Annotated in this window: 20 protein-coding genes; 11 read left to right on the top strand and 9 right to left on the bottom strand. The window is 64.5% G+C overall.

What is annotated here, in order from left to right:
• The first annotated feature begins 12 nt into the window (after window positions 1–12).
• The 9 genes from nuoG to ACFO0J_RS09025 all read left to right on the top strand — a co-directional run bounded on the left by nuoG (window position 13) and on the right by ACFO0J_RS09025 (window position 10535).
• A complete protein-coding gene (gene nuoG, locus ACFO0J_RS08985) occupies window positions 13–2343 on the top strand; it encodes an NADH-quinone oxidoreductase subunit NuoG (RefSeq protein WP_376812726.1) in 2331 nt (776 codons plus the stop codon).
• Complete coding sequence (gene nuoH / locus ACFO0J_RS08990; RefSeq protein ID WP_376812727.1) at window positions 2343–3416, top strand: NADH-quinone oxidoreductase subunit NuoH; 1074 nt, start codon at window positions 2343–2345, stop codon at window positions 3414–3416. Before nuoG ends, nuoH begins: the two co-directional genes overlap by 1 nt.
• Before the next feature lie 10 nt (window positions 3417–3426).
• Window positions 3427–3915, top strand: a complete 489-nt coding sequence (gene nuoI / locus ACFO0J_RS08995) for an NADH-quinone oxidoreductase subunit NuoI (protein ID WP_376812728.1) — start codon at window positions 3427–3429, stop codon at window positions 3913–3915.
• Between the two features lie 17 nt (window positions 3916–3932).
• Window positions 3933–4559, top strand: coding sequence for an NADH-quinone oxidoreductase subunit J (locus tag ACFO0J_RS09000; RefSeq protein ID WP_376812729.1), 627 nt, complete (start codon window positions 3933–3935; stop codon window positions 4557–4559).
• Window positions 4559–4867 carry an NADH-quinone oxidoreductase subunit NuoK gene (gene nuoK / locus ACFO0J_RS09005; protein WP_376812989.1) on the top strand — a complete coding sequence of 103 codons (309 nt, stop codon included), beginning with the start codon at window positions 4559–4561 and terminating at the stop codon, window positions 4865–4867. The genes ACFO0J_RS09000 and nuoK overlap by 1 nt, the downstream gene beginning before the upstream one ends.
• 7 nt (window positions 4868–4874) lie before the next feature.
• Window positions 4875–6950 (top strand): NADH-quinone oxidoreductase subunit L, encoded by a 2076-nt coding sequence (gene nuoL / locus ACFO0J_RS09010; RefSeq protein WP_376812730.1) that lies wholly within the window; start codon window positions 4875–4877, stop codon window positions 6948–6950.
• Complete coding sequence (locus tag ACFO0J_RS09015) at window positions 6947–8449, top strand: NADH-quinone oxidoreductase subunit M (protein WP_376812990.1); 1503 nt, start codon at window positions 6947–6949, stop codon at window positions 8447–8449. The genes nuoL and ACFO0J_RS09015 overlap by 4 nt, the downstream gene beginning before the upstream one ends.
• 12 nt (window positions 8450–8461) lie before the next feature.
• Window positions 8462–9946 (top strand): NADH-quinone oxidoreductase subunit NuoN, encoded by a 1485-nt coding sequence (gene nuoN / locus ACFO0J_RS09020; protein ID WP_376812731.1) that lies wholly within the window; start codon window positions 8462–8464, stop codon window positions 9944–9946.
• 247 nt (window positions 9947–10193) lie between these two features.
• Window positions 10194–10535, top strand: coding sequence for a DUF2818 family protein (locus tag ACFO0J_RS09025; protein ID WP_376812991.1), 342 nt, complete (start codon window positions 10194–10196; stop codon window positions 10533–10535).
• 1 nt (window position 10536) lies between these two features.
• Here ACFO0J_RS09025 and ACFO0J_RS09030 read toward each other — a convergent pair whose 3' ends face one another.
• Entirely contained in the window at window positions 10537–11616 is a 1080-nt protein-coding gene (locus ACFO0J_RS09030) for an alpha-hydroxy acid oxidase (RefSeq protein ID WP_376812732.1), read from the bottom strand.
• Between the two features lie 130 nt (window positions 11617–11746).
• On the opposite strand from ACFO0J_RS09030, the gene serB reads away from it, so the two are divergent.
• The gene (gene serB, locus ACFO0J_RS09035) at window positions 11747–12598 is read left to right on the top strand and encodes a phosphoserine phosphatase SerB (RefSeq protein ID WP_376812733.1); all 852 of its coding nucleotides are present in this window, start codon (window positions 11747–11749) and stop codon (window positions 12596–12598) included.
• Window positions 12599–12606: 8 nt separating this feature from the next.
• On the opposite strand, the gene ACFO0J_RS09040 is transcribed toward serB, so the two are convergent.
• On the bottom strand, window positions 12607–13557 hold the full coding sequence (locus ACFO0J_RS09040) for an Rpn family recombination-promoting nuclease/putative transposase (protein ID WP_376812734.1): 951 nt from the start codon (window positions 13555–13557) through the stop codon (window positions 12607–12609).
• 123 nt (window positions 13558–13680) lie between these two features.
• On the opposite strand from ACFO0J_RS09040, the gene ACFO0J_RS09045 reads away from it, so the two are divergent.
• A complete protein-coding gene (locus ACFO0J_RS09045) occupies window positions 13681–13815 on the top strand; it encodes a hypothetical protein (RefSeq protein ID WP_376812735.1) in 135 nt (44 codons plus the stop codon).
• 6 nt (window positions 13816–13821) lie between these two features.
• Here ACFO0J_RS09045 and ACFO0J_RS09050 read toward each other — a convergent pair whose 3' ends face one another.
• The 7 genes from ACFO0J_RS09050 to ACFO0J_RS09080 all read right to left on the bottom strand — a co-directional run bounded on the left by ACFO0J_RS09050 (window position 13822) and on the right by ACFO0J_RS09080 (window position 21366).
• Window positions 13822–14130 carry a helix-turn-helix domain-containing protein gene (locus ACFO0J_RS09050; RefSeq protein WP_376812736.1) on the bottom strand — a complete coding sequence of 103 codons (309 nt, stop codon included), beginning with the start codon at window positions 14128–14130 and terminating at the stop codon, window positions 13822–13824.
• Window positions 14131–14132: 2 nt separating this feature from the next.
• Window positions 14133–14453: a type II toxin-antitoxin system RelE/ParE family toxin gene (locus ACFO0J_RS09055; RefSeq protein ID WP_376812737.1), complete on the bottom strand. Its 321-nt coding sequence runs from the start codon at window positions 14451–14453 to the stop codon at window positions 14133–14135.
• Window positions 14454–14720: 267 nt separating this feature from the next.
• A complete protein-coding gene (locus ACFO0J_RS09060) occupies window positions 14721–15107 on the bottom strand; it encodes a type II toxin-antitoxin system HicB family antitoxin (RefSeq protein ID WP_376812738.1) in 387 nt (128 codons plus the stop codon).
• Entirely contained in the window at window positions 15104–15358 is a 255-nt protein-coding gene (locus tag ACFO0J_RS09065) for a type II toxin-antitoxin system HicA family toxin (RefSeq protein ID WP_376812739.1), read from the bottom strand. Before ACFO0J_RS09065 ends, ACFO0J_RS09060 begins: the two co-directional genes overlap by 4 nt.
• A gap of 226 nt (window positions 15359–15584) precedes the next feature.
• Window positions 15585–16265, bottom strand: a complete 681-nt coding sequence (locus ACFO0J_RS09070) for a Fe2+-dependent dioxygenase (RefSeq protein WP_376812740.1) — start codon at window positions 16263–16265, stop codon at window positions 15585–15587.
• A 181-nt stretch (window positions 16266–16446) separates the two neighbouring features.
• Window positions 16447–18768, bottom strand: coding sequence for a TonB-dependent receptor (locus tag ACFO0J_RS09075; protein ID WP_376812741.1), 2322 nt, complete (start codon window positions 18766–18768; stop codon window positions 16447–16449).
• Window positions 18769–19128: 360 nt separating this feature from the next.
• On the bottom strand, window positions 19129–21366 hold the full coding sequence (locus ACFO0J_RS09080) for a TonB-dependent receptor (RefSeq protein ID WP_376812742.1): 2238 nt from the start codon (window positions 21364–21366) through the stop codon (window positions 19129–19131).
• Window positions 21367–21470: the final 104 nt, after the last annotated feature.

The raw sequence follows: 21470 nt of genomic DNA on the forward strand, positions 1-21470 counted from the left end.
TCAGGACACGCCATGGTAGAACTCACCATCGACGGACTTAAGGTCGAAGCCGCAGAAGGCAGCATGCTGATTCAGGCTGCCCACGAGGCGGGCCTGTACATCCCCCATTTCTGCTATCACAAGAAACTCAGCATCGCCGCCAACTGCCGGATGTGCCTGGTCGAAGTCGAAAAGGCCCCCAAGGCCCTGCCGGCCTGTGCGACGCCGGTCACCAACGGCATGGTGGTGCACACCCGCTCGCCCAAGGCCATCGACGCCCAGCGCGCGGTCATGGAATTCCTGCTGATCAACCACCCGCTGGATTGCCCGGTCTGCGACCAGGGCGGCGAGTGCCAGCTCCAGGATCTGGCCGTGGGCTACGGCGAATCGGCCTCGCGCTACAAAGAACCCAAGCGCGTGGTGTTCCACAAGCCCATGGGCCCCTTGATCTCGGCCGAACAGATGCAGCGCTGCATCCACTGCACCCGCTGCGTGCGCGTGGGCCAGGAAATCAGCGGCTACATGGAACTCGGCATGCTGAACCGGGGTGAATTCTCCGAAATCACCACCTTTGTGGGCGAGGCCGTGGAATCCGAACTGTCGGGCAATATGATCGACGTCTGCCCGGTCGGCGCACTGCTGTCCAAGCCCTTCAGCATGAACGCCCGCACCTGGGAACTGGCGCGCCGCCGTTCGGTCAGCCCGCACGACAGCGTGGGCGCCAACCTGGTGGTGCAGACCAAGATGGACCGCGTGCTGCGCGTGGTGCCGTTTGAAAACGAGCCGGTCAACGAATGCTGGATCAGCGACCGCGACCGCTTCTCCTACGCCGGCCTGTATTCCGAAGACCGCCTGCAGCACCCGATGGTGCGCGGCTGCGACGGCCAGTGGCACGAGGCCTCCTGGTCCGACGCGCTGCAGTCCGTGGTCACCGGCCTGAAGCAGGTGCGTGAGGACGGCGGCGGCGCCCAGATCGGCGCGCTGGCCACCGAAACGTCCACGCTCGAAGAACTCGCCCTGCTGGCGCGCCTGACGCGCGCCCTGGGTTCGGACAATATCGACTTCCGCCTGCGCGGCGACGGCGCGGCGTTTGACGCCGTGCGTTCGGGCGCGCCCTGGCTGGGCCTGCCGATTGCCGACCTGAATACGCTCGACCGCACCCTGGTGGTGGGTTCCATCCTGCGCAAGGATCATCCGCTGCTGGCGCAGCGCCTGCGCCAGGCGGCCAAGCGCGGCATGCAACTGTCCCTGGTGGACAGTGTGGCTGCCGATCCGCTGGTGCCGGTCGCCGGCCGCCTGACGGTCAAGCCGTCCGCCCTGGCGCCGGCCCTGGCCGAAATCGCCGTGGCCCTGGCTGAACTCAAATCCCAGCCTGTCCCCGAGGGCCTGTCCGGCGTGCAGCCGGGCGAGTCCGCGCGCGCCATCGCCGCCAGCCTCGCCTCGGGCGAGCGGGTGGCGGTGCTGATGGGCAATCTGGCCCTGGCCGACGATCAGGCTGCGCAACTGGCCGCCAATGCCCAGGCCATCGCCGCGCTGGCGGGCGGGCGCTTCGGTTTCCTGACCCCCGGCGGCAACACGGTGGGCGGCTACCTGGCGGGCGCGGTGCCGGCCGAGGGCGGCCTGGACGCCCGGCGCATGCTGGGCGGCGAGCCCCTCAAGGCCTATCTGGTGCTGCACGCCGAACCGCGCCTGGACAGTGAACTGGGCGAGCGCGCCGTGCGCGCGCTGCAGGGTTCGGCCATGGCGGTGGCCTTCACGGCCTTCCGCTCGGCGGCCGAGGACTGGGCCGACGTGATGCTGCCGATCGCGCCCTTCACCGAAACCTCCGGCACCTTCGTCAACGCCGAAGGCCGCGTGCAGAGCTTCAAGGGCGTGGCCGCCCCGGTGGGCGACACCCGCCCGGCCTGGAAGGTGCTGCGCGTGCTGGGCAACCTGATGGATCTGCAGGGTTTCGACGACGAGACCTCCGAATCGGTGCGCGACACGGTGATGGTCGGAGGCCTGGACGGCCGCCTGTCCAACGAGATCCGTCTGGCGCCGGCCGCGATCGCCGCGGCCGCCGGTCTGGAACGTGTGGCCGAACTGCCCATCTACCGCACCGACGCGCTGGTGCGCCGGTCGCAGCCGCTGCAGGAACACATCAATTCCGCGCCGCCGCGTGCGGCGATGAACGCCGCCACGCTGCAATTGCAGGGCCTGTCGGCCGGGGACGCCGTGCGCGTGTCCACGGCCCACGGCTCGGTCGAACTGGAAGCCGCCCTGGATGACACGGTGGCCGACGGGGCCGTGCGCATCGCCGGGGCCTTTGAACAGACCGCCGCCTTGGGCATGGGCTCGGGCGCAATCCAGGTGGAGCGTCGCTAATGGACTGGCTGAATACCCTCAACGCCTTCGGCGCCGGCCTGATCGGCGAGACCCCCTGGCTGGTGGTCTGGACGCTGGTGAAGATCGTCGTCATCGCCGTGCCCATCATTCTGTGCGTGGCTTACCTGACGTACTGGGAACGCAAGATGATCGGCGCCATGCACGTGCGCCTGGGACCCACCCGCGTGGGCTACCGGGGCCTGCTGCAGCCTTTCGCCGACGTGTTCAAGCTGCTGACCAAAGAACTGATCGTGCCGTCGCAGGCCAACCGCGTCCTGTACGTGCTGGCCCCGGTGGTCACGCTGATGCCGGCGCTGGCCGCCTGGGCGGTGATTCCGTTCCAGCCGGAAGTCGTCCTGGCGGACGTCAACGCCGGCCTGCTGTTCATCCTGGCCATCACGTCGGTCGAGGTCTACGGCGTCATCATGGCCGGCTGGGCGTCGAACTCGAAATACGCGCTGCTGGGCGCGCTGCGCGCCTCGGCGCAGATGGTGTCCTACGAACTGGGCATCGGCTTCGTCATGGTCACGGTGCTGCTGGTCTCCGGCACGCTGAACCTGTCGGGCATCGTCGAGGGCCAGACCGTCGGCTACTTCGCCGGCATGGGCCTCAGCTTCCTGTCCTGGAACTGGCTGCCGCTGCTGCCGCTGTTCGTGATCTACGTCGTATCTTCGGTGGCGGAAACCAACCGCCACCCCTTCGACGTGGTGGAAGGCGAATCGGAAATCGTGGCCGGCCACATGGTGGAATATTCCGGCATGGGCTTCGCGCTGTTCTTCCTGGGCGAATACGCCAACATGATTCTGCTGTCGGCGATGGCGTCGATCATGTTCCTGGGCGGCTGGGCCGCGCCGCTGGACTTCGCACCCTTCACCTGGGTGCCGGGTTGGCTGTGGCTGGGGATCAAGACCTTCGTGGTGGTGTCCATGTTCATCTGGTTCCGCGCGACGTTCCCGCGCTACCGCTACGACCAGATCATGCGTCTGGGCTGGAAGGTCTTCATCCCCCTGACGGGGATCTGGCTGGTGGTGGTGGCGATCTGGATGCAGACGCCCTGGAACATCTGGCAGTAAGGGGTACGAGATGGAAGCGATCAAGGATTTCTTCGGCAGCCTGATGCTGAAGGAAATGCTCGAAGGCATGCGCCTGACGGGCAAATACTTCTTCAAGCGCAAGATCACGCTGCGCTATCCGGTGGAAAAGACGCCGGCCTCGCCGCGGTTCCGCGGTCTGCACGCGCAGCGTCGCTACGCCAACGGCGAAGAGCGCTGCATCGCCTGCAAGCTGTGCGAAGCGGTCTGCCCGGCCCTGGCCATCACGATCGAGTCGCACCAGCGCGAGGACGGCACGCGCCGCACCACGCGCTACGACATCGATCTGGCCAAGTGCATCTTCTGCGGCTTCTGCGAAGAAGCCTGTCCCACGGACGCCATCGTGGAGACGCACCTGCACGAATACCACGGTGAAAAGCGCGGCGACCTGTACTACACCAAGGACATGTTGCTGGCCGTGGGCGACCGCTACGAGTCGGAAATCGCGGCCCGCCGCGCCGCCGACGCGCCTTATCGTTGATGCCGGGAACACCGACCATGAGTTTCGATACCGTTCTGTTCTACCTGCTGGCCATCGTGCTGGTCGTGGCGGCGTTCCGCGTCATCACGGCCACCAGCCCCGTGACCGGGGTGCTGCATCTGATCCTGACCTTCTTCACCGCGTCCATGATGTGGATGCTGCTCCAGGCCGAATTCCTGGCGCTGGTGCTGGTGATCGTCTACGTCGGCGCCGTGATGGTGCTGTTCCTGTTCGTCGTCATGATGCTCGACATGCGCACCGAGGGCCTGAAGCAAGGCCTGAAGGTCTACCTGCCGCTGGGCCTGACCATCGGCGGGATCATGGTGCTGGAAATGGCCTTCGTGGTGATGCGTTCCTGGGGCAACGCCCCGGCGCTGCCGACCCCGGCCGATGATTTCGACAATACCCTGGCCCTGGGCACCGCGATGTACACCCAGTACACCTACGCCGTCGAAATCGGCGGGGTGATCCTGCTGGTGGGCATGATCTGCGCCATCGCCCTGACCATGCGCAAGCGCGCCGACTACAAGCGCACCAACCCGAGCAAGCAGGTGCGTGTGCGCGCCGCCGACCGGGTGCGTCTGGTGAGCATGCCCGCGCAGGTCGAGACGGCCGACGCGCAATCCGAAGGAGCCGAAAAATGATGACGATAGGCCTGAGCCATTACCTGATCATCGGGGCGATCCTGTTCGCCGTGGGGGTGTTCGGCTTTTTCCTGAACCGCCGCAACCTGATCGTGCTGCTGATGTCGATCGAACTGATCCTGCTGGCAGCCAATATGAACTTCGTCGCCTTCTCCATCGGATCGGGCGATCCCGCCGGACAGATTTTCGTGTTCTTCGTGCTGACCGTGGCCGCTGCCGAAGCCGCCATCGGGCTGGCCATCCTGGTGCTGCTGTTTCGCAATCTCAGCACCATCAACGTCGACAAGCTCGACTCGCTGAAGGGGTAGTCACGCCATGTCCGCACAGAATCTGTATCTCCTGATCGCCCTGGCGCCGCTGGTCACTGCCGTGATCGCCGGCTTCTTCGGCACGGGCTTTCTCGGCTCGTGGCTGGGGCGCCGCGGCTCGCATCTGCTGACCATCCTGGGGGTGGCGGTGTCCTTCGCCGGCTCGCTGCTGGTGCTGCAGCAGGTGCTGGACGGCCAGACCTTCGAAGGCACGGTCTACACCTGGTCCATGATCGGTTCGGTCAAGTTCGAGATCGGTTTCCTGATCGATCCGCTGACGGCGCTGATGATGGTGGTGGTGACCTCGGTGTCGCTGATGGTGCACATCTACACCATCGGCTACATGTCCGACGATCCGGGCTACCAGCGTTTCTTCTCGTACATTTCCCTGTTCACCTTCTCCATGCTGATGCTGGTGATGGCGAACAATATGCTGCAGCTGTTCTTCGGCTGGGAAGCCGTGGGCCTGGTGTCCTACCTGCTGATCGGCTTTTACTACGGCCGTCCGTCGGCGGTGTTCGCCAACATGAAGGCCTTTCTGGTGAACCGCGTGGGCGACTTCGGCTTCGTGCTGGGGATCGGCCTGCTGTACGCCTATACCGGCAGCCTGAACTACGCCGAAGTTTTCGCCCAGGTCGACAAGCTGTCCGGCCTGCTGTTCCCGGGCACCGAATGGCATCTGCTGACCGTGGCCTGCCTGTGCCTGTTCGTGGGCGCCATGGGCAAGTCCGCCCAGGCCCCGCTGCACGTCTGGCTGCCGGACTCCATGGAAGGCCCGACGCCGATTTCCGCCCTGATCCACGCCGCCACCATGGTGACGGCCGGCATCTTTATGGTGGCGCGCTTCTCGCCCGTGTTCGAGATGTCGCCCACGGCGCTGTCGGTCATCATCGTGATCGGCGCTTTTGGCGCGCTGTTCCTGGGCATCCTCGGGGTGGTGCAGAACGACATCAAGCGCGTGGTGGCGTATTCCACGCTGTCGCAGCTGGGCTATATGACGGTGGCGCTGGGCGCCTCGGCCTACCCGGTGGCGATTTTCCACCTGATGACGCACGCGTTCTTCAAGGCGCTGCTGTTCCTGGGCGCGGGCTCGGTCATCCTGGGCATGCACCACGATCAGGACATGCGCCACATGGGCGGCCTGCGCAAATACATGCCGATCACCTGGATCACCATGCTGATCGGCACGCTGGCCCTGGTGGGCACGCCGTTCTTCTCGGGCTTCTATTCCAAGGAACACATCATCGAGGCTGCGGGCGCTGCCGGCATCTGGGGGGCGAACTTCGCCTACTACGCGACGCTGTGCGGCGTGTTCGTGACCTCGCTGTATTCCTTCCGCCTGTACTTCCTGGTCTTCCACGGCAAGGAACGTTTCGACCTCAAGCACGGTCCGGCGCACGTCCATCATGACGAAGGCCGCACCCTGGCCGGTCACGACGCGCACGGCCATGACACGCATGCGCACGGCCACGATCACGGTCACGACGACCATCACGGCGGCGGCCTGCCCAAGGAGTCGCCCTGGGTGGTGACGCTGCCGCTGGTGCTGCTGGCGGTGATGTCGGTGGTGGCCGGTGTCTGGTTCATCGACCCGCTGCTGTTCAACGGCTATTTCGCCAAGAGCATCACGATTGCGTCGCATCATCCGGCCATGGCCGAACTGGCCCACGAGTGGCACGGCTGGGTGGCCTTCGCGCTGCACGGCTTCACCTCGGTGCCGTTCCTGCTGCTGCTGGCCGGCTTCGTGGTCGCCTGGTACTGCTGGCTGGTGAATCCGTCCGTGCCGGCCGCGTTCGCGCGCAGCCTGGCGCCGGTCTATCGCCTGCTGGACAACAAGTACTACTTCGACTGGTTCAATGAGAACGTCATCGCCCGCTTTGCCCGCGCCCTGGGGCGCGGCCTGTGGCAAGGCGGCGACCGCGGCATCATCGACGGTCTGGTCGTCAACGGCAGCGCGCGGCTGGTGGGGGCGGTGTCCGCCACGGCCCGCCTGATGCAGTCCGGCTACATCTATCACTACGCCTTCGCCATGATCATCGGCATCATGGTGTTTCTCACTTTCTTCGTCTTGATGGTTCACTGATGGCTAGCGAAATGGCGTCCTCTACACTCCCCTGGCTGACCCTCTCGATCTTCGTCCCGATCTTCTTCGGGCTGCTGGTGCTGCTGATCGGCCGGGACGACAATCCGGGTCCGGCCCGGGTGCTGTCGCTGGTCGGCTCCATCGTCGGGCTGCTGGTGACCATTCCCCTGTACACCGGCTTCAACCCGGACACGGCCGAGATGCAGTTCGTCGAGAACAAGCCCTGGATCGAGGCCTTCAACCTCAATTACCACCTGGGGATCGACGGCATCTCGGTGTGGTTCGTGCTGCTGACGGCCTTCATCACCATCATCGTGGTGCTGGCCGGCTGGGAAATCATCAAGTCGCGCGTGGCCCAGTACATGGCCGCGTTCCTGATCCTGTCGGGCCTGATGATCGGGGTATTCTGCGCCCTGGACGGCATGTTGTTCTACGTGTTCTTCGAGGCCACCCTGATCCCGATGTACATCATCATCGGCGCCTGGGGCGGTCCGAACCGGGTGTACGCGGCGTTCAAGTTCTTCCTCTACACGCTGATGGGCTCGCTGCTGACCCTGATCGCCTTCATCTACCTGTGGCACGCCTCGGGCGGGTCCTTTGATGTGGCGACCTGGCACAAGCTGCCCCTGGACAAGACCGAGCAGATCTTCATCTTCGTGGCGCTGCTGGCCGCCTTTGCGGTCAAGGTGCCGATGTGGCCGGTGCACACCTGGCTGCCGGACGCCCACGTCGAGGCGCCCACGGGCGGCTCCATCGTGCTGGCGGCCATCATGCTGAAGCTGGGCGCCTATGGTTTCCTGCGCTTTTCGCTGCCGATCGCCCCGGACGCCTCGCACAGCCTGGCCGGCCTGATGATCGCGCTGTCGCTGATCGCGGTGATCTACATCGGCCTGGTCGCCATCGTCCAGGACGACATGAAGAAACTCGTGGCGTATTCGTCCGTGGCGCACATGGGCTTCGTGACCCTGGGCTTTTTCGTGTTCAACGTCACGGGTATGGAAGGCGCCATCATCCAGATGATCTCGCACGGCTTCGTGTCGGGCGCCATGTTCATGTGCATCGGCGTCATGTACGACCGCCTGCACACGCGCCGCATCGACGCCTATGGCGGGGTGGTGCACCGCATGCCGCGCTTCGTCACGTATTTCGTGCTGTTCTCCATGGCCAACGCGGGCCTGCCGGGCACCAGCGGTTTCATCGGTGAATTCACCGTGATCCTGGGCGCGGTGCAGTACAACTTCTGGATCGGCCTGCTGGCCGCCTCGGCCCTGATCTGGGGCGCGGGGTATTCGCTGTGGATGGTCAAGCGCGTGGCCTTCGGCCCCGTGGCCAACGAGCAGGTGGACGGCATGTCCGACCTGTGCAGCCGCGAGTTCCTGATCCTGGGCCTGCTGGCCATCCTGACGCTGTTCATGGGCATCTATCCCAAGCCCTTCACGGACCTGATGCATCCCTCGGTGCAAGCCTTGCTGCAGCACGTGTCCCTCTCGAAACTGTAGGCCTGAACCACTATGCAAAATCTTTTCGACTTCGCGCTGGCGACTCCCGAGATCGTTCTGCTGGTGCTGACCGGGGCCGTGCTGCTGATCGACGCCTTCGGCAACGAACCTTCCCGGCGCATGACCTTCATGCTGACCATGGGCACGCTGCTGGTCGTCATCCTGGTGTCCTGGGGGCAGTGGGGCGAGGCGACGCAGGGCCGCACCTTCAGCGGCCTGTACGTGGCGGACTCTCTGGGCCATTTCCTGAAGATCCTGTCGGCCATCACGGTCGGCGTGACGCTGATCTACGGCCGTGCCTACGCTGAAAAGCGCGACATGGTGGTGCGCGGCGGCGACATGTATTCCCTGGCGCTGCTGACCCTGCTGGGCGTGTTCGTGATGATCTCGGCCGGCAGCATGCTGACGGTGTACCTGGGCGTGGAGCTGATGTCCTTCGCCCTGTACGGCCTGGTGGCCCTGCGCCGCGATCATCTGGCCTCGACCGAAGCCGCGATGAAATACTACGTGCTGGGCTGCCTGGCCTCGGGCATTTTGCTGTACGGCATGTCCATGATCTACGGCGCCACCGGCCAGCTGGGTCTGGCCGAAATCGCCCAGGTGATCCGCGACGGCGGCGCCCAGCGCATGCCGCTGGTGTTCGGCGTGGTGTTCATTGTCTCGGGTCTGGCCTTCAAGATGACGGCTGCACCTTTCCACATGTGGACGCCCGACGTCTACCAGGGCGCGCCGACCACGGTGACGCTGCTGGTGGGCTCGGCGCCGAAGTTCGCCGCCTTCGTCATCACGCTGCGGCTGCTGATCGAAGCCCTGCACGGCATCGCGGTGGACTGGCAGCCGATGCTGCTGATCCTGGCCGTGTTGTCGCTGGCCATCGGCAACATCGTCGCCATCGCCCAGACCAACTTCAAGCGCATGCTGGCGTATTCGACCATCGGCCAGATGGGCTTCGTGTTCCTGGGCCTGATGTCGGGCGTGTACGAGGGCCAGGCCGGCGCCAGCGCCGCAGCCTACGGCTCCTCGCTGTTCTATGTGGTCATCTATGTGCTGACCACGCTGTCCACCTTCGGCCTGATCCTGCTGCTGTCGCGCCAGGGCTTCGAGTGCGAGGAAATCTCCGACCTCAAGGGCCTGAACCGCCGCAACCCGCTGCTGGCCGGCGTGCTGCTGCTGTCCATGTTCTCGCTGGCGGGCATCCCGCCGCTGTCGGGCTTCTACGCCAAGCTGGTCGTGCTGCAGGCCGTGGTCGGCGCCGGCCATGTCTGGCTGGCCGTGTTCGCGGTGATGTGCTCGCTGATCGGCGCCTTCTACTACCTGCGCGTGGTCAAGACGGCGTACTTCGACGAGCCCGAGGACACCGTCACGCTGGGCGCCGGCACGCTGGTCACGCGCGGCGTGATGTCCGTCAACGGCCTGCTGGTGATCGGCCTGGGCATCCTGCCGGGCGGCCTGATGTCCCTGTGCGTGGACGTCATCCGCCAGTCGCTGGCTTTCTGATCGAGCCATGTCCCTTACGGTAGCGGCCTGGATCGTCATCCTCTGCGCCTTGGTCATGGCCAATCTGCCGTTCCTGCTGGAACGGCGGCTGGCGCCCTGGCCTTGGGGGGCGGGCGGTGCGCTGTCCGGTTTGATGCGCTGGTGCCTGGGCCTGGTCTTTCTGGCGGCGCTGGCCCTGTGGTCCTGGGGCACGCTGAAGCTGGTGGGCGGGTCGTTCGCCGGCGGGGGCGCGACGACGGCGCTGTTTTTGCTGAAGCTGCTGGTCAGCCTGCTGATCGCGGGAGCGCTGCTGGCGCTGCCGGGCTGGCGCTGGGCGGCTTCGGGTGCGGTCGCTTCGAGTACGGCTGCCGCGGGTGCGGCCTCTGCCGCCGCGCCGCGCCGTGTCGGCCACGTCAAGTCCTTCTTCGACCGCCTGCTGGAAGTCCTGGTCGGCTACGTGCTGGTCGGCACCCTGGGCTTCGCCCTGGAACTGAACCTGGGCAACGCCTTTCCCCAGCGCTGGGAATTCTATGCCGTGACCCTGGCCCTGTTCCTGGTGCTGGGTTATCCGGGATTCGTCTGGCGCTATATGTTGCGGCGGCGCCGTTGATTCAATAGAGCACTCCTGCGTCCACGTCGGCCAGCGTGCGGCAGCCCGTCAGGGCCATCGCCACTTCCAGTTCCCCCCGCAGTATTTGAACCAGGTGCGCCAGCGCGGGTGCGCCGCCGACGGCCAGCGCGTGCAGCGCGGGCCGGCCGATCAGCACGCCCTGGGCGCCCAGCGCCAAGGCCTTGAGGATGTCCGTGCCGCGCCGGATGCCGCCGTCCACCAGCATGGGGATGCGGCCCGCCACGGCCTGCGCGATGGCCGGCAGGGCTTCGCAGGTGGAGGGCAGGGTGTCCAGGCAGCGGCCGCCGTGGTTGGAAACGATCAGGCCGTCGACCCCGTGCGCCAGGGCCAGACGCGCGTCCTCCGGGTCCAGAATCCCCTTGAGCCATAGCGGCGTGCCGGCGGGCAGGCGGTGGCGCAGCCAGGCCACGTCATCCCAGGTCGGGGCGGTATCCAGCAGGCCGCTGTCGAACAGGGGGCTGCCGCCGGGCGGCGCTGTTCGCGCAGCGGGCGGCGACAGGCCGTCCAGATGCACGGAGCGGATCGTGTCGGGCTTGCTGAAACCGCTGCGTTGTTCGGCGTTGCGCACGCCGTTCACGGGGGCGTCCACAGTCAGCACCAGGGCGCGGGCGCCGGCCCGCAGGGCGCGGCTTGCCAGGGCCAGCGTGTCCTCGCGGCGGGTCTGGGCGTAGAGCTGGAACCACAGATGGGGGGGCTCGGGCAGGGCGGCCAGTGTTTCGATGGCCGTGCCGGACTGGGCGCTGAGCACATAAGGCGTGCCGGTGGCCGCAGCCGCCAGCGCGGTCGCGGTTTCGCCGTCCGGGTGGACCAGGCCGTGCCAGGCGGTCGGAGCGATGAGGATCGGGTGCGCCAGCGTCCGGCCATTCAGTGTCAGGCGGGTATGCGCGCCGGCCAGCGGCCGCAGCGCGCGGCTGCGCAGCCGCAGGGCCGGCCAGGCGCCGAGATTGGCGTGGGCGGTATGTTCGTCCGCGCCGCCGGAGTCCAGCCAGGCCCAGATCGAGGGGTCCAGGCGTGCGCGGGCCTGTTCGGCATAGTCCTGGGCGCAGAGGGGGGCGGTCATGGGAGGTTCCGGGGTTTGGGATGGAAGGTGAAGGATGCCATAGACCGGTCGGCGGCGCGTGGGCGTTCCCGCCTGGTCTTGTCGTCAGTATCCACTAAAATGGCCGCGCTGAATCCCGAGGACTTTTGACATGGCACACATCATCCTGCAGGCGCCGCGCCTGTCGGCGGCGGACATCGAACGGCTGGCAGCCGTGGCCTGCGCGGGCGGCGTCCAGGAACTGGGCCCCACCGCCGTGCGCCTGCTGGACGTCGATCCGGATTGCCGGGACGAGGCTCTGGCGCAGGCTGCGGCCGTCCGCATGGACGCGGCCTGGCTGGAGACCGTGCATCGCCTGGGCGACTGCCGGGTGCTGGCCATGGACATGGACTCTACCCTGGTCAATATCGAGTGCATCGATGAGATCGCCGACGCCGTGGGCCGCAAGGCCGAGGTCGCCGCGATCACCGAGGCGTCCATGCGCGGCGAGATCAAGGATTTCTCCGAAAGCCTGCGCCGTCGCGTCGCCCTGCTGCGCGGCGTGCCGGAAACCGCGCTGGAGCAGGTGTTTACCGAACGCCTGCGGCTGAACCCCGGCGCCGAGCGCCTGATCGAAGCTGTCCGCGCTCACGGCCTGAAGACGATCCTGGTGTCCGGGGGATTTACCTTCTTCACCGAACGCCTGCGCCGGGGGCTGGCGCTGGACGAGGCCCATGCCAACGTCCTGGAGGCCGTTGACGGCGTGCTGACGGGCCGGGTGCTGGGCGACATCGTCGACGGCGCCACCAAGGCGCGCCACGTGCGCGCGCTGGCCGAATCCGTGGGCGCAACGTCCGAGCAGATCATCGTGCTGGGAGATGGGTCGAATGACCTGCCCATGATGGCGCAGGCGTTCTATTCAGTGGCTTACCGGGCCAAGCCCGTGGTGCGCGCCCAGGCGCGCTTCGCCCTGGACCACAGCCCGCTGGATGCGGTGCTGAACTGGTTCAGGTTGCGGCATTAGGGCGGGTGTCAGCCCCGAAACACCTCGTCCAGGGTGGCGGCGTCGATGACATTCAGCGCCCAGGCTTCCAGCTGAGTGGCCGATGCGCTGTGCAGTTGTTCGATGAGGTGAGCGGGCAGCGGACCAAAGCGGTGGGCAAGTTGATGCTCCAACAAGTGCGCTTGGCCTTGCTGTTCCCATTGCTCGGTCCAGGTGATGGCTTTTTCAGCGAGTGTCATGTTGAACTCCTGCAGATCAGTGGTTTCTGGGGGTGATGCGCTGGGGACGACGCGCGCCAGCAGCACATGACGCAACCAGAGGGTAAAGGCGCGCCGTAGTTCCTCGAAACCAGGATCGATCGTGGCGTCGAGCAAAGTGTGGACGATTTCTCGTAGTTCATCAATGCCCTGGGCATGCTCCATGCGAAACAACAGTGTGGCCAGATTCCGGTCAGGCAGCGCGCCCGCTTGCAGCAGGGCGCCTTCGTCGATCAGCAGGTAGCGCAATTGGGGCTGGTAGCGGGCCAGCGCGGGATCGGCGGGTGTCAGCAGAGCCGACAGTTCCGTGGGCGCGCGCCAGCGGCGATGGCCGCTGTACAAGACGATCGGCAGCAGCAGTGGCAATGGCGCACCGGTTGGAATCAGCCGGTGCTGCAGCAGAGATTCATACAGCAGGCCGGCATAGGTCAGCAGTCGTAGTGCCATGATCCGGACTGGCTGACTCTGAAATTCCAGCAGGATCAGGATGTACAGATCGGTGGCGGGCGGTGTGCCGTCGGCAGCGGGTTTTTGAGGGATACGCCAGACCGCGTCGCCGCAACGGCGGCGCAGATCGTCGCTGATGTATTCAGCGGGTACCGGTTGCAGGCCGATCCAGTTCAGCGTATCGATCCAGGGATCCTGGACGGCGCAGGCAAGCAGATCACGCAGTAGGCGTGGGTCGGAAAACAGGCGTCGGTAGCAGGCATCGTGCCGATTCATGCGGACTCCCCGGAAAGTGGGCTATGGGGGAATAGCATGCTTGCGCCGACGGCCGAATGCGCATCGTCGGGACAGGAAGGTCCGTGAGGGAAACTACGGCAGGACCGTCAACCCAGCAGACTCGTGGTGCGCGCCCAGGCGCGCTTCGCCCTGGACCTTAGTCCGCTGGACGCGGTGCTGAACGGGTTCAGGTTGCGGCATCAGGCGGATTCGTGGTGGGCGATGTCGGCCTGGCGCCTGATGCTGTCGATCCGATGAAACGGATCAGCTTGACAGTCGCAGTTCCGGGTGCAGGCCGGCGCGGGCTGCCAGCGTCAGCAACATATCCAGGCTGAAGTCTTCCACCTTGCCCCTGATCAGGCGAGAGACGCGAGGCTGCGTAATGCCGAGTTTTTGAGCGGCTTCGGCTTGAGTCCAGCCTTGCTCTTTCAAGCGCTGGGCTGTGCGGATCATGACTTCGGCACGCAACTGCATGACTTGAGCTTCGGCGGGATCGAAGCCCAGATCGATGAAGACATTGCCGCTGCCGGGCGTGCAGCTTTCGTCATTCCAGCGGGGATCGGTTTTTTTCATGATCAGACTCTAATCATCTTGTAGCGTTTGGCGGTCAGGCCCACGTCTGCCTTGGTTGTCTTTTGCGTCTTCTTCTGGAGGGCGTGCAAGACATAGATCGCATCGGCGAACTTGGCGACGTACATCACTCGGAATGCACCGTTGGCGGCGTCTCGGTAGCGAATTTCATAAGCGCTCGGGCCTACGTCCGGCATGGGCTTGAAATCGCGCGGTTCCCCGCCGAACTGCACAGTCATCAATTCAAGCCCGAGCTCGTACCGCACGTCAGCGGGCATAGCGAGCAGATCTTTCTGGCTGGACCCGAGAAACTTCAGAGGTTTCATGATGTCGATGGGTAAATTATGCTTGTACCTGCATAAATATGCAAATATTTGAATGAAGTGAGAGCAAGTGATGTGTTCTTGCACGACGTATCACTTGTTGTGAGTCGCCAGAACAGTATGCGGATACTCGGGGAACTTAGGACGCTGGCGGGATGGAAACATCCGTGGGGAGAACTGCGAATGCCGCGTCAAATCATAAAGTCGGGGTGCTTGCCCAGGCGCGCTTCGCCCTGGACCTCAGCCCGCTGGACGCGGTGCTGAACGGGTTCAGGTTGCGGCATCAGGCGTCCAGCAGTGAGGTCCAGGCGGTTTGCTTGGGGGGCGATCCAGTGCGCTGCCTAGTATTCTGGCGGCCCATTGATTCAGGCTTTCTCCATGCGCAGCTGCCGCCAGGGTTGCGGCCTCGTGTGTATCGGCCGGGAGCCGGAGCACGAACCGGCCCGAGAAGCGCTTTCGCGGCTCGACCCCGCGCCGACGGCATTCTTCCAGGAATATCTCGAGCGATTGCTCACCTTCGTGCCGTAATCCGACGATGTCGCTGGCATAGAAGTCAGCGCCGCCATTGAGTCCGATAAATTCGCCCCGGAACATTTCCAGGTCGGGATCGTAGTTGATGACGGCTGGATGGCCGTTGATCGTCATGATGTTCTTCATGGCTGTACTCCATGCTCTTCGAGCCAGCGCCGCAGCGAGGCGATGGCGCCCTTGTCCATGTCTCGAGAAGGGTGTGGCCGATGCATGACCTTCACTTGTCCGTACAGGAAGATCGCGACGCGGGACCCTTCGCGTTCGGTCAGGCTGGCGCCCAACTCGGTCAACAGTGCACAGGCATCGGCCCATTTCACACCGGCTGGGGTGGGCTTGGAGAAGATCAGCGCTAATGTCTTGCGGTGCCTGCTTTTCATTTAAATGATACTAAAAAATAGTACTTATTAAAAGAACAGGTGTGACGGATCATCCCGCGTCAGCTGTAGCGGCATGGCGTGGGCCGGAGGTGGGCCAAGAGGTTGGGGCTTTGCGCTGAATTGGCGCGAGCGAGATGAGTATGCTCGTTCCCGTTGACGCATGAGCGTCGACGGTGCGGAAATGTCCGTGCGGAGAACTACGAATGCAGTGTGGCGGCGTGCTGCCTTACACCTCCGACCACATGCGCAGCAGATTGTGATAGACCCCCGTCAGTTGGGCGACGGTTTCGGGGTCGGCGCCGGCCTGGATCAGGCGCTGGATGGCGATGTCCTGGTTCAGCAGCAGTGCGCGGCGGCTGTCGTCGCGCACCAGGCTTTGGGTCCAGAAGAATGAGCCATAGCGCACGCCCCGGGTGACGGGGGTGACGCGGTGCAGACTGGTCCCGGGGTAGACCACGGCGTGGCCGGCGGGCAGCTTGATGCGCTGTTCGCCGTAGGTGTCCTGGATGATGAGTTCGCCGCCCTCGTATTCGTCCGGGTCGCTGAAGAATACCGTGGTGGACACGTCCGTGCGGATGCGCGTGGTCGTATTGGACACCTGGAAGATCGCGTTGTCGATGTGAAAACCGTATTCCTCGCCGCCTTCGTAGCGGTTGAAGCGCGGCGGCAGGATGCGCGCGGGCAGGGCGGCGGACATGAAGGTGGGGTTCGCCGACAGGGCCTGGACGATGATCTGGCCCCATTGCTGGGCGTCGGAATGGTCCAGCGGCAGTTGCCGGTTGCGCTTGACCTGCGCGGCAACGTGGCCGGCGGTCTCGCGGCCATCGGCCCAGGCCGCCTGCTCCAACGCGGCGCGGCATTGGCGGGTTTGCTCGGGGGTCAGCAGATCGGGGAGGGTCAGCAGCATGGGGGACGTTCCGCTTTGGGAATCGGTTTGGGATCAGACTGCAAGCATAGCAACTCCGGAGCTGGCCCGGGGCCGGATGATTGTCTTCTCCAGACATGAAAACGGGGCCGACCCAGGCGGGGCTGCCCCGTTTTCACGCCCGGACGCGGCATGAGCTGCGTTCGGGCAATGACGACTGGCCTTAGAAGCTGGCTTCGGCGCTCAGGATGACAGTACGGCCTGCGCCCGGTACGCCGAACAACTGGAAGCCGTCGGAACTGCTGGACACCTGCTGGTAGTAGAACTTGTCGAACAGGTTGTTCACGTTCAGCCGCAGGTTCAGGTTCTTGTTCGCCTGATAGGACAATGCGGCATTGGCGACCCAGTAGGACGGCGCATCGACCTTGGCGGAGTGCCCCCCCTTGGCTGATACGGTATTGCCTTCACGGAAGCGCCGCTCGCCGACATACTGGGCTCCCAGGCTGCCGGAGAACTTGGGTGTGAAGTCGTAGGTTGTCCACAGATTGAAGGTCATGTCGGGCACGTTCTTCATCTTGCCGCCTTCCTGCAGCGGATCGCCTGCGTCCTCCAGGATCTTGCTCTGCATGAAGGCTGCGCCTGCATAGGCCGACCAGCGCGGAGTGAACGATCCCGCCAGGCCCAGTTCCAGACCGCGCACCCGTTCCTTGGCAGCGCGCTGGGTCGGATTCCCCAGGTCGTCGGTATCGCTGGGATTGCTGCGCTCGACCTGGAACAGGGCGGCCGTGGCCAGCAGGCGCTGGTCGAACAGTTCCCATTTGGTGCCCAGTTCCCAGGTGTTGGCCACGCCTGGCGAGTAAGATGAGACGTTGGCATTGCCGCCGCCGCCGCTGCGCGAGGCCGCCGCCGAAGCAGAGGGCTGGGAGGCGCGGCTGTAGGACAGGTACACGCTGCCGTTTTCGGCGGGCTTGTAGATCAGGCCCAGGCGACCGCTCCAGATGCCGTCGCTTTGGCTATAGGGCGCGACTTGGCCGTTGGCTTCGTACCATTTCACTTTGTAGTAGTCGTGACGCAGGCCGGCGGCGACTTCCCATTGCGGCGTCAAGGTGATCTGGTCGTAGACGTAGACCCCCAGGTTGGTGACTTCGGCGCCGCTGCTGTCCGTGCTGGTCTTGGTGGCCCAGGGGCCGTCATAATGGGTGTTCGGATCGCGGACATCAATGACCCAGCGATTGTTGCCGATATTCGGCAACCAGCGGCTGTAGGGATCCTTGCGGTAGCTTTCCTGGTAGTACTCCACGCCCGTAACCATCTGATGGCGGACGGCGCCGGTCTGGAAGTCCAGGTTCAGGTCGGTCTGGTTGGCGAAGATCTTGCCCCGGTAGGAATTGGTGTTGCCGAACAGCCGTGCCACAGCCCAGTGGCCGGTCGGATAGACTTCATTGCCGGCGTTGTCATAACCCCAATAGTTACTGTTTCCGGGGTTGGGGATGATCTGCCCTTGATGGGTGGCTCCGGGCGCGTTCAGCAACCGTCCGCCAGTCGTCAGGTGCGTGAAACGCTTGGTCTGCGACCAGCGGGAATGATTGCGGATCGATGCCTTGTCGGTGAAGTCATGTTCCAGGTTCAGGTCGAAGGCGTCGACTTCGGTTTCCTCGATGTCGGCGTTCTTCAGGCCGCCCCAGAAGTCCCGTGAGATGTGTTGCATGCGTTCGCCGTCGCGTCCGACCGGCACGCCGAAGTCCGGGATGTTCTTGTCCTTCTGGTGGAAGTAGGACAGCGTGACGCGCGTGGGGGTGCCCAGGCCGAAGCTCAGTGAGGGCGCGACACCCCAGCGCTCGAACTCGGTGGGGCCCCGGCCCGCGACGCGGTTGTGGTGGCCCATGGCATTGATGCGGAACGCCGTGGATTCGCCGAGCTGGTGGTTGATGTCCACTGTCGCCCGGCGGTACTGGTCGGTGCCCACGCCCAGGCCGGCGCGGTACAGACTGCCCAGATGGGGCGTCTTGCTGACCAGGTTGACCGAACCGCCGACGGCGGCCACGCCGGATTCGATGGACCCCGTGCCCTTGTAGACCTCGGCCTGCTCCATGTTGAAGATGTCGGTGCGGGTGGACAGTTGGCTGTCGCGCACGCCGTCCACCGTGATGCTCTGTTCGGCCGAAAAGCCGCGAATGGTGAACATGTCACCCCAGCCCGCGCCGCCTTCGCCGGATGAGAAGGTGATGCCGGGCACGTTGCGCAGCACGTCCTGCAGGCTTTGAGCACCTTGTTGTTCCAGTACCTCCGCAGGCACGATGCTGATGGTCTGCGGGGTATCCACCAGGGGCGCCTGGAATTTCACGGACTGGACATGATCCGCCTTGAAAGCGGGTGCCTGGCCAGTCACCTGGATGGGCGACAGCTCCGAGACACCGGTGGTCTGCGCCAGGGCAAACCCGGGCGCCACTGTCAGGGCGCCGCACAGAGCCGCACTGAGAGACGTCGTCTGACTTAGTGGCCGTTTCGTGGATTTTTGTGGCTGATGCTCGTTGATCGGTTCCATTTCTTGACAGGTATCAATTTATTGAGTGAGAAGACGCATGATAACCGTTCTCATTAAAAATTCAGTAATCTGTCAGAATACAGTCAGGAAAATGTCAGAATTTGATGTAAAACACAGTGCCGTGTAGGAAAATAACAACGGAGTGGAAATTGCCATGCACGGGCGGGCAGTGTGCATCGGGGTGTGATCAAGCGTAGTGTGGTGTGATGAGGTGAGCCGAGGGGCGGGCTGAACGTGGCAGCGGGCGGCGCATGGCAAGACGCCCCCGCAGCAGAGTCGCTGCGAGGGCGTCTTGCCAGGTTGGGCACTTGAAGCTCCGGGCCTGGCGCCCGAGGCTTCAGGGAGGGTCAATCCTTCAGATCAATACTTCAGGTTCGCGGTCAGGATGAACTGGCGGCCGGGCCCGAAGTCGGCATGGTGCACGCCGTTGGTATGCGTGTAGTAGTCCTTGTCGGTCAGGTTCAGGGCGTTCAGTTGGAAGCTGAGGTTCTTGTTGACCTGGTAGGCCGCCATGGCGTCGAAGCGCCAGTAGGCGGGCATGTAGACGCCGCTGGCGCCGCCGCCGGCCCCGCCCTGATTGCCGCCGAAGGTCTTGCCGACGTAGTAGGCGCCTGCGCCCACGGTGAGGGGCGGCAGGACCTTGTAGGTGGACCACAGGCTGAAGCTGTGCTTGGGCGTATTCGCCAGGGGATCGCCTTCGTTGACGCCGTTGTAGGCGCCTTGCACCAGCTCGCTGTCCATGTAGGTGTAGCCGCCGTAGACAGCCCACTTCGGCGTGATCTTGCCGTTGATACCCAGTTCCAGGCCGCGCACGCGAGTCTTGCCTGCCTGAGCGAAGAGGCCGGGCTCGACTTCAATCTGCGCATCGCGGCGTTCAGTCTGGAAGATTGCGGCGGTCAGGCCCAGGCGCTCGTCCAGGACGTTCCACTTGGTGCCCAGCTCGACGGTGCTGCTTTTTTCGGGGCGCAGCTCTTCCATGGTGGGGCTGATGCCTTCCTGGTCGCCGCCCGACATGGTCGGCGGAGTCGAGGCGGTGGCGTAGCTCAGGTAGATGCTGCCGTTCTGCGCGGGTTTGTAGATCAGGCCGATCTGATAGTTGAACATGTTCCAGGAGCCGTCGCTGGGCACCATCGCGGTCGAGCCGCGTCCCACGGTCGATTCGCCCGAGATCCGGTAGCGGTCGAAGCGCAGGCCGGCATTGACCATGAACTGGTCGGACAGGGCGATGCTGTCGGAGAAGTAGGCGGCTTGCGTAGTGGACTTGGCGTCCAGGCTCAACGCGCCGCGTGTGATGGAGCCGGACCAGGGGTCGTTCGGATTGGGGTTGTAGAGTGGTGTGCAGTCGAGCTTGCCGGCGCCGAAGACGGCCGGGCATGCCGCGCCGCGTGTAGTGCTGAGAGCGTAGCTCGCGTTCTTCGTGGTTTCCTGGGACAGTTCGATGCCGGCGTTGAAGCTGTGCTTCAGGCCGCCCGTCTCGAACTTGCCCGACAGTTCGGTCACGTTGGCCAGCATGGTGCTTTTCTGCCAACGGGACTTGGTGCCGCGCTGCAGCCACCATTGTTGGGTGACCGGATCGAATTTTCGGGTGCCGTCCCCCGGGTTGGTGACGACGTAGTCATTGATTGTTTCCCCGTAGCGGGTGGCGTTGCGCAGGGTCAGCCGATCCGTGATGTCGTGTTCCAATTCGATCGTGCCGATGTCCGCCCTGGTCTTGCGGAAGTCGCGGTCCAGGCCGTAGAAAGTATCGCGGTCTACGTCGAGGATGCCGGTGTCGGTCTCAATGGTGGTGCCGCGCGTCAACGGCACCCCGTAATCCGGCATTCCGTCCGTCTGATAGTGGTAGAAGCTGATCGAGGCGCGCGTCGGCGTGCCCAGCCCGAAAGAAATCGTCGGCGCTACGCCCCAGTTCTTGTAGTCCACGGCATCGCGGCCCGGCATGTCGCCCGAGGCGCCCATGACGTTCAGGCGGAAGGCCGCTGTGTCGCTGAACTGCCAGTTGCCGTCGGCGGTGGCGCGGAAATACTTGTCGGTGCCGATGCCCAGGCTGGCGCTGGCGGCGTTGCCCAGATGCGCGTGCTTGCTGGTCAGATTGATGCTGCCGCCGCCGGTGCCTCGCCCGCCCAGGACAGAGTCGGCGCCGCGGATGACTTCCACGCTTTCCAGATTGAATATCTCGCGCGTCTGGCCACCCGCATCGCGGACACCGTCCACGTAGAGGTTGCTGGCCGAAGAGGCCCCGCGAATGAAGGGGCGGTCGGCCAGGGGCTGGCCGCCTTCGCCGGCGCCGAAGGTGATGCCCGGTGAATTGCGCAGGACGTCTTCCAGCGAGGTCGCGTTGGTGTCCTGGATGATGGCCTGGGGAATGACCTGGACGGACTTGGGCGTGTCCAGCAGCGGCGCCGTGAACTTGGCCTGGGATGCTTCGTCGGTCTTGTAGGTGTCGCCCCGGTCGCCTTGAACCGTCACGGGACTCAGCGTGGCGGGTTTGCCGGTGGCTTGGGCTTGCGCGGCCGTTGGCAGAAATGTTCCCGGTGCGGCGAGCGCCAGGGCGAGGGACGAGCCCAGCAGGGTCCGGGAGGCGGAAGGGTGCGATACCAAGAGCTTCTCCATTAAATGTTATAAGAATCTAAATAAGAACGAATCGCATTCTATTATTAGAAGATTGAAATGTGAAGGAATTGTGAAGAAGAGATACAAATTCG

Source organism: Castellaniella hirudinis, from assembly GCF_042651965.1.
GTDB lineage: Bacteria > Pseudomonadota > Gammaproteobacteria > Burkholderiales > Burkholderiaceae_B > Castellaniella > Castellaniella hirudinis.

Bases quoted from the DNA above. Each gene is read 5' to 3' on its own strand.
- nuoG (WP_376812726.1), top strand. From the start codon at position 13: ATGGTAGAACTCACCATCGACGGACTTAAGGTCGAAGCCGCAGAAGGC.
- nuoH (WP_376812727.1), top strand. From the start codon at position 2,343: ATGGACTGGCTGAATACCCTCAACGCCTTCGGCGCCGGCCTGATCGGC.
- nuoI (WP_376812728.1), top strand. From the start codon at position 3,427: ATGGAAGCGATCAAGGATTTCTTCGGCAGCCTGATGCTGAAGGAAATG.
- ACFO0J_RS09000 (WP_376812729.1), top strand. From the start codon at position 3,933: ATGAGTTTCGATACCGTTCTGTTCTACCTGCTGGCCATCGTGCTGGTC.
- nuoK (WP_376812989.1), top strand. From the start codon at position 4,559: ATGACGATAGGCCTGAGCCATTACCTGATCATCGGGGCGATCCTGTTC.
- nuoL (WP_376812730.1), top strand. From the start codon at position 4,875: ATGTCCGCACAGAATCTGTATCTCCTGATCGCCCTGGCGCCGCTGGTC.
- nuoN (WP_376812731.1), top strand. From the start codon at position 8,462: ATGCAAAATCTTTTCGACTTCGCGCTGGCGACTCCCGAGATCGTTCTG.
- ACFO0J_RS09030 (WP_376812732.1), bottom strand. From the start codon at position 11,616: ATGACCGCCCCCCTCTGCGCCCAGGACTATGCCGAACAGGCCCGCGCA.
- serB (WP_376812733.1), top strand. From the start codon at position 11,747: ATGGCACACATCATCCTGCAGGCGCCGCGCCTGTCGGCGGCGGACATC.
- ACFO0J_RS09040 (WP_376812734.1), bottom strand. From the start codon at position 13,557: ATGAATCGGCACGATGCCTGCTACCGACGCCTGTTTTCCGACCCACGC.
- ACFO0J_RS09050 (WP_376812736.1), bottom strand. From the start codon at position 14,130: ATGAAAAAAACCGATCCCCGCTGGAATGACGAAAGCTGCACGCCCGGC.
- ACFO0J_RS09055 (WP_376812737.1), bottom strand. From the start codon at position 14,453: ATGAAACCTCTGAAGTTTCTCGGGTCCAGCCAGAAAGATCTGCTCGCT.
- ACFO0J_RS09060 (WP_376812738.1), bottom strand. From the start codon at position 15,107: ATGAAGAACATCATGACGATCAACGGCCATCCAGCCGTCATCAACTAC.
- ACFO0J_RS09065 (WP_376812739.1), bottom strand. From the start codon at position 15,358: ATGAAAAGCAGGCACCGCAAGACATTAGCGCTGATCTTCTCCAAGCCC.
- ACFO0J_RS09070 (WP_376812740.1), bottom strand. From the start codon at position 16,265: ATGCTGCTGACCCTCCCCGATCTGCTGACCCCCGAGCAAACCCGCCAA.
- ACFO0J_RS09075 (WP_376812741.1), bottom strand. From the start codon at position 18,768: ATGGAACCGATCAACGAGCATCAGCCACAAAAATCCACGAAACGGCCA.